9 protein-coding genes and 1 pseudogene are annotated in these 6,536 nt (G+C 32.5%); 9 read left to right on the plus strand and 1 reads right to left on the minus strand.

The annotated features are described in order from the left end of the window. Positions 1 to 159 precede the first annotated feature (159 nt). From HMPREF0851_RS05030 to pezT, 9 genes are all read left to right on the plus strand, one after another. A complete protein-coding gene (locus HMPREF0851_RS05030) occupies positions 160 to 750 on the plus strand; it encodes a lanthionine synthetase LanC family protein (RefSeq protein WP_083804064.1) in 591 nt (196 codons plus the stop codon). Positions 751 to 760: 10 nt separating this feature from the next. Then, complete coding sequence (locus HMPREF0851_RS05035) at positions 761 to 1,423, plus strand: NisI/SpaI family lantibiotic immunity lipoprotein (RefSeq protein WP_000669432.1); 663 nt, start codon at positions 761 to 763, stop codon at positions 1,421 to 1,423. 197 nt (positions 1,424 to 1,620) lie between these two features. Continuing rightward, positions 1,621 to 2,262, plus strand: a complete 642-nt coding sequence (locus HMPREF0851_RS05040) for a hypothetical protein (protein WP_000933083.1) — start codon at positions 1,621 to 1,623, stop codon at positions 2,260 to 2,262. Positions 2,263 to 2,271: 9 nt separating this feature from the next. Continuing rightward, on the plus strand, positions 2,272 to 3,357 hold the full coding sequence (locus tag HMPREF0851_RS05045) for a toprim domain-containing protein (RefSeq protein ID WP_000401902.1): 1,086 nt from the start codon (positions 2,272 to 2,274) through the stop codon (positions 3,355 to 3,357). A gap of 50 nt (positions 3,358 to 3,407) precedes the next feature. Beyond that, complete coding sequence (locus HMPREF0851_RS05050) at positions 3,408 to 3,641, plus strand: DUF5965 family protein (RefSeq protein ID WP_000152422.1); 234 nt, start codon at positions 3,408 to 3,410, stop codon at positions 3,639 to 3,641. After that, on the plus strand, positions 3,638 to 4,021 hold the full coding sequence (locus HMPREF0851_RS05055; RefSeq protein ID WP_000159207.1) for a DUF5945 family protein: 384 nt from the start codon (positions 3,638 to 3,640) through the stop codon (positions 4,019 to 4,021). The genes HMPREF0851_RS05050 and HMPREF0851_RS05055 overlap by 4 nt, the downstream gene beginning before the upstream one ends. Positions 4,022 to 4,058: 37 nt before the next feature. Next, positions 4,059 to 4,331, plus strand: a complete 273-nt coding sequence (locus HMPREF0851_RS05060) for a hypothetical protein (RefSeq protein ID WP_000494442.1) — start codon at positions 4,059 to 4,061, stop codon at positions 4,329 to 4,331. Between the two features lie 67 nt (positions 4,332 to 4,398). Next, on the plus strand, positions 4,399 to 4,875 hold the full coding sequence (pezA, locus tag HMPREF0851_RS05065; RefSeq protein ID WP_000579597.1) for a type II toxin-antitoxin system antitoxin PezA: 477 nt from the start codon (positions 4,399 to 4,401) through the stop codon (positions 4,873 to 4,875). Further along, a complete protein-coding gene (gene pezT / locus HMPREF0851_RS05070) occupies positions 4,875 to 5,645 on the plus strand; it encodes a type II toxin-antitoxin system toxin PezT (RefSeq protein ID WP_000512670.1) in 771 nt (256 codons plus the stop codon). The genes pezA and pezT overlap by 1 nt, the downstream gene beginning before the upstream one ends. A gap of 217 nt (positions 5,646 to 5,862) precedes the next feature. Here pezT and HMPREF0851_RS05075 read toward each other — a convergent pair. Further along, positions 5,863 to 6,536 (minus strand): annotated as a pseudogene (locus tag HMPREF0851_RS05075) (tyrosine-type recombinase/integrase); the annotation flags it as partial.

Here is a 6,536-nt window from a genome sequence, read left to right on the forward strand (position 1 = left end):
ATTTATAGTTTTCGAATCTAAGTGGAGTATTTAATCCATAGTAGATTCAAAATAGTATTACAAATATTTTATTAAAACGTATCGAAAATTTTTTCTATATTGCCAATTTCTGATTATATTCTGAAAAAATAATTCTATAATTCAATTGTTCGAACAAAAATAAAAAAATTTTTAAAAAATATTATTGAAATATATGATAGATCAGAAATAGCAGATGGGACTAATCAATATAAGTGGAAATCAGCTATTGATATGGACGAATATAGTAAGGGTAGTGATTTAGATAACAAAGAATATTTTAGAGATGCTTGGTGTTATGGTAGTCCAGGTATCAGTTTGCTCTATCTGTATGTGGGGATATTTTTGAAAGATCAAAAATTGGTAGAAAAATCAAAGAACATTTTGATTACTTCACTGGAATGTCCAGTGGGTGTACAATCCTCTATATTATGTCATAGATATTCCGGATTATATGAAATTGGTTTTCTATACAAACAAATTTTCAAAGAAGAACCTTGGGATAAGTATTTGTCCATAATTAAAGAAAAAATATTAAGTAGTTTTACTATATCAAAAAAGTTTGGTTTTGAGGAAGATAGCTACTATTCTGATGGAAATGAAGGAAGTGTTAAATTTTTGGATGGAAGTTTGGGAATTGTTTTGACTTTACTTCATATCCAAAATAAGTCTGTAAAGACATATTGGAGAGAGGCGTTATTGATTTTTGATAATTTAACTATAGAAAATTAGGAGGAGAACTATGAAATTCAAAAAGATCTATCTTTCCGTAATTTTTTTCTTAAGTTTACTTGGATTGACTGGATGTACATATGAGAAGTATGATGTTAAATTTCTCGACTCAAGTTATAATCGATTCGATTATAAAGGAGAGCATTATGGTGTAACTAATCAATTAATTTCATATGAAGATATTGAAAGTAAAGTAAGCAATCATGATGATACTTATGAAATATCTTACGATGATTCTAATAATGAAATAAAGAATGATTTGTTGGAGATTGGTGACTTATATCAGACCAAGAATAGAGAATTTGCCATAAAAATTGATAGTACTTTCTATAAATGTAGACTACTTGATAATATTTCTAAAGAAGAACTACTAAAAGTTTCTGACTTATTTAATGTTCGCTTAGTAGGAGGATTTGCTATCAATGAGCAAGAAGCCAGAGAGTTGAAGATAGGGGAACAATTATTTACAATTACTGAAGAAATTATTCCAAAAGAAGAGCTTAGTGCTACAGTTGCTAACTTAGATAATCAAGTGAAGTCAGTCACTAGATTATCAGGGGAGCGTGAAAGTTGGAAATATGGAGAAATTTATTCTTTAAAAAACCAGTCTATCCACGAGCAAGTAGCAGTTAAATTGAATGGAGAATATCATTTGGCTTTCTTAAGAAGCTAAACTGGGCAAAAAGTCTTTAAAAGAAAAAGCGCATAGTGTCAGGCATTGAAAAAACTAGATACTATGCGTTTTATTGTGGGAAGATTTACTTAATTTTCTTTTGAAATTGAGTTTTATACCATACTTTTTTCTTGTGATAAAACTTACAAGTTCTTTTTGTTATTCTTGACCTAGTTTTTATAGAAAGAAGGTCTAAGATGTTAAATAAAGTCAAAACTAAAGCCTTAATTAGTGTTGGAGCAGTAGCCGCAACTAGCTTTATTCTCATGATGGGATATACTGCTGGTCAACATTCTACTGCTAAACAAAGTCGCAAAGAAATCGAATTGGCTGCAGCTAAACTTGTAGAGGATAAACAAGCAGAAGATAAAGCCAGCATTTTGTCATCGGATACTGTAAAAGAATTTTTGACACAGTACTATACGAAAGAAAAGCTCGGAGAAAATAATACACGTATTCAACCTTATATGACTGAATCGGCTTATTCTCAAGAATTGTCAAGTCAAAATGATGCCATGAACCAAGTGTATAAGGATTATATTTTGGATTATCATTTTGAAAAAGCTGATATCTTTGTCAATCAGACTACGAATCAAGCCATTGCCATGGTCTCTTATAATGTAACCTATGTATCTGATTTAAAGAATGCAAACCAATCAAAGACCAATCAGACAGAAACAAGAACAGTTAAGTTATCCTATTCTAAACTACCTGGTAAGTTATTGGTCAATCAAGTACAGGTTTGGAAATCTGGGTTAGATGATTTGGATAAGGCCACTCCCAAAACTTTGGAAGAATCCTCATCTGTTCCATCACTGCCAAATACTACAACAAAATGATGATATTGCATGGAAATAGAGGAATGTAAGCAAATTTCAATTCTTGATGTAGCCAATCGTTTAGGTATCTCCTTTAAACAAGTTTCGAGCAGTGTCTATGAACATCCTGAACACGATTCATTTCGGATTTTTTCAACTACCAATACTTTTAAATGGTTTTCAAGAGATATTCAAGGTGATGTCATTGATTTTGTTCGACTTGTTAAGGGAATTTCCTTTAAAGAAGCTCTAGCCTTTCTTTCTGAAGAACCTTTTCAAAAAGAAGCTGTTCAAGAAAAAAGAGAGAGACCATTTTATTATCCTTTAAAGAGAATAGAAGATTCTAACTGTAGTCTGGCCAGATATTACTTAACAGAATGTAGAGGAATTTCAGAAGAAATCGTACGAAGGATGATTCAACAAGGTTTAATAGCACAAGCCAGCTGGAAAACAAATGAAACAGTTGAACCTGTTATCGTTTTTAAAAGCTTTAATCATCGTCACAAGCTGCAGGCAGCAAGCTTACAAGGGATTTATAAGAATCACTCTCTTCCTAGAGAGAGGTTAAAAACGATTCTAAAAGGAAGCCATGGACATGTTGGAATATCCTTTGACATTGGTAAACCAAATAGACTGGTCTTTTGTGAATCGTTTATCGACTTGATGAGCTATTACGAACTTCATCAACAAAGTCTAACTGATGTTCGTTTGGTATCTATGGAAGGATTAAAAAGGTCTGTTGTTGCTTATCAAACTTTACGACTGATAGCTGAAGAAAATCAGAAGTTGGAATTTTTAGATACAGTAATACCTTCAAAGTTATTGCCTTTGATCAATACAATTCGTGATACCACCAGCTATTTTGATAATCATCCTGATTTATTGACACTGGCAGTAGATTGTGATGATGCAGGAAAAGATTTTTCTGATAAGTTATCTAGATCAGGATTTCCTGTTTTACTGGATTTACCTGATAATGAATATGGGAAAGAAAAAAGAGACTGGAACAATATTCTTCGAGAAAAGAAATCAGATTTTCAATTTAAGCTTGAGACTGTAAAAGAGACATTTGGAAATCCACCAGTAAGACAAACCTCTCAATGTTTAGAATTGTGATAACAAAATCAAGATGTTTTAGCTAATATTAGAATGAAGGAGGATCGTATATGACCATTATTGAACGCTTAGAAGAAAAGGTCACTAGGCAAGAAAGTAAGGTAGCAAGAGAGACAGAAAAACTTGCTGCTTACAAAGAACAACTGGAGACAGCGATGTTTGCGACGTTCAAAAGGCGTCAAAGCATTAGTCACATGAGTTTTGAAGAAGCTCTTGACCATGCCTTCGGTAGAGAAAGACAATTCGATGATTCTGAATTTAGAAAGGATGAAATGAGTGAATGACAAAAGATTGGAATTTTAATCAACCATTAGAAAGTAAATCAGAAAATCAAGAAGATCCAGATGAAATTGCGGCCTTATTTGGAAATCATCAAGGAGGTAATGATGTAAATTATGAAGCAGCTTTTCAAAAGCGTAAACAAGCACCTGTGACGGAATCAAATTCTAGTTCTAAACCCAAAGTTACAGAGGTTAGAACAGGAAAAGAGACAGATATCACTACAAGTTATCAGCAACATCTTAAAAGACTGATTGCGGATAACAATAGCGATATTCAAAGCAGTCAAAAGAAAATTGAAGAGCTACATACGTTGATTGACACAAAGAATAAAGACAATAAGAAATTGCAGTCCATTTATGATGCGATTTCCGAATTACACTAAGCAGTCTAAAGAGGCTGCTTTTTTTGAGAGGTTATAGATGTTTACAAAACTTTTTAAGAAAAACCATGACAATAGTGATGTATTTAAGAAGCTAATTCATAGACTATCTGATATGTCTGTCCAAGATCTTGAAAAAATAGACCGATTGCTAGATATCATTTTTACTCCAGATCAAGGATCAGAAGAACTAAAAACAGAAGCAACTTACAGAGAAGAAACTTTGGATGACACATTAAAAGAAGCTAAGAATCAACTTCATAAAGAACAATTGGAGAAGAATTTAGAGAGATTTAGGAAAAATAGTCAATAACGCACCAATTTTGGTGCATTATGCTTTTTTATGCTATAATTGAATTATAAAAATAAAGGAGTTTGCCATGATTGGAAAGAACATAAAATCCTTACGTAAAACACATGACTTAACACAAGACGACTTTGCCCGAATTGTAGGAATTTCTCGAAATAGCTTGAGCCGGTATGAAAATGGAACGAGTTCAGTCTCTACGGAACTAATAGACATCATCTGCCAGAAGTTTAATGTATCTTATGTCGATATTGTAGGAGAAGATAAAATGCTGAATCCTGTTGAAGATTATGAATTGACTTTAAAAATTGAAATTGTGAAAGAAAGAGGTGCTAATCTATTATCACGACTCTATCGTTATCAAGATAGTCAGGGGATTAGCATTGATGATGAATCTAACCCTTGGATTTTAATGAGTGATGATCTATCTGACTTGATTCATACGAATATCTATTTAGTAGAAACTTTTGATGAAATAGAGAGATATAGTGGCTATTTGGATGGAATTGAACGTATGTTAGAGATATCTGAAAAACGGATGGTAGCCTAATGGGAATCCAAGATTATACTGATAGTGAATTCAAACATGCTCTAGCACGGAATCTTCGTTCACTGACAAGAGGAAAAAAGTCCAGTAAACAACCTATAGCGATTTTGCTTGGAGGGCAAAGTGGTGCTGGCAAGACTACAATTCATCGTATTAAACAGAAAGAATTTCAAGGAAATATTGTTATCATAGATGGCGATAGTTTTCGTTCTCAGCATCCACACTATTTAGAATTGCAGCAAGAATATGGCAAAGACAGTGTAGAATACACCAAAGATTTTGCAGGAAAAATGGTAGAGTCTTTAGTAAGAGAATTGAGTCATTTGGGATACAATCTTTTGATTGAGGGAACTTTACGAACGATTGATGTTCCAAAGAAAACAGCACAACTCTTGAAAAATAAGGGATATGAAGTACAATTAGCCTTGATTGCGACAAAGCCTAAGCTGTCCTATCTGAGCACTCTTATCCGATACGAAGAACTGTACGCTATCAATCCAAATCAAGCACGCGCAACTCCAAAAGAACATCATGATTTCATTGTAAATCATCTAGTTGATAATACACGACAATTGGAAGAACTGGCTATCTTTGAAAGAATTCAAATTTATCAACGAGATAGAAGTTGTGTATATGATTCAGGAGAAAATACAACTTCAACAGCAATCCATCTTCAGGATTTACTATTTGGAGAATGGAATCAAGTGGAGAAAGATATGCTTAAATCAGGAGAAGAAAAATTGAAAGATTTAACGAATCGAAATGGTTGTTAGATTATGAATTTTAAAATAAAGTCTACTTATAACTTTTGATAGTTGTTTGAGGTGGGTGAAAAGTTTTTAAAATCAAAAAAACGCATAGTATCAGGTGTTAAAAGCTTGATATTATGCGTTTTCTTGTGGGAAGATTTACTCCATTTTCTTCAGGAATTAAGATTTTGTCCATCTCTTTTTATTATATTTAGTGAACTGTATACTTTGGAAATGGCTCTTACTCAATTTCAGAATGAATTACTGATACGGGATTAAAAGAACTAAGTATTTCTTTTTGTTTTGAATGAGATACGTGAGTATAGATTTGTGTGACTGATATAGAACTATGTCCAAGAATTTGTTGAATATATCGAATATCTACATCACTATCTAGAAGCATTGTCGCAAAGCTATGTCTAAACATATGCGGTGTAATAGTTCTAGATAAGCTGTTTTGTTCAACGATTCTCTTTAAAATTAAACGTACACTTTGCTCTGATAATGGCTTAAGTGAATGTTTCCCTGGGAACAAGAAATCATTGGATTCATTTCTTGTTTTATTTATATATGTTTCTAATAAATTGAAGGTTGTTTGATCTCCTAAAAATAGGATACGTTCTTTCTTACCCTTTCCTATAATATGGAGTGTCTTATTGGAAAGATTAATGTCTTTGAGACGAATGTGGCAAAGTTCAGAAATTCTGATGCCTGTTGAAAGTAAAAGTGAAATAATCAGTAGATTTCTTTCAGCGTGTTGTTTTTGATAGTCAGTTTTAGATACAATTACTTTCTGTTCTAAATATATAAAAATGCTTTTCAGAATGTCATGCGGAATCGTTTTAGGCAATACTTTTTCAGTTCTAAATTGAAAGCGCAATTGATTGAAGGATTCTCTTCAATTATGTTCTGGTA

It is taken from the genome of Streptococcus sp. M334, assembly GCF_000187745.1.
Classification (GTDB): Bacteria; Bacillota; Bacilli; order Lactobacillales; family Streptococcaceae; genus Streptococcus.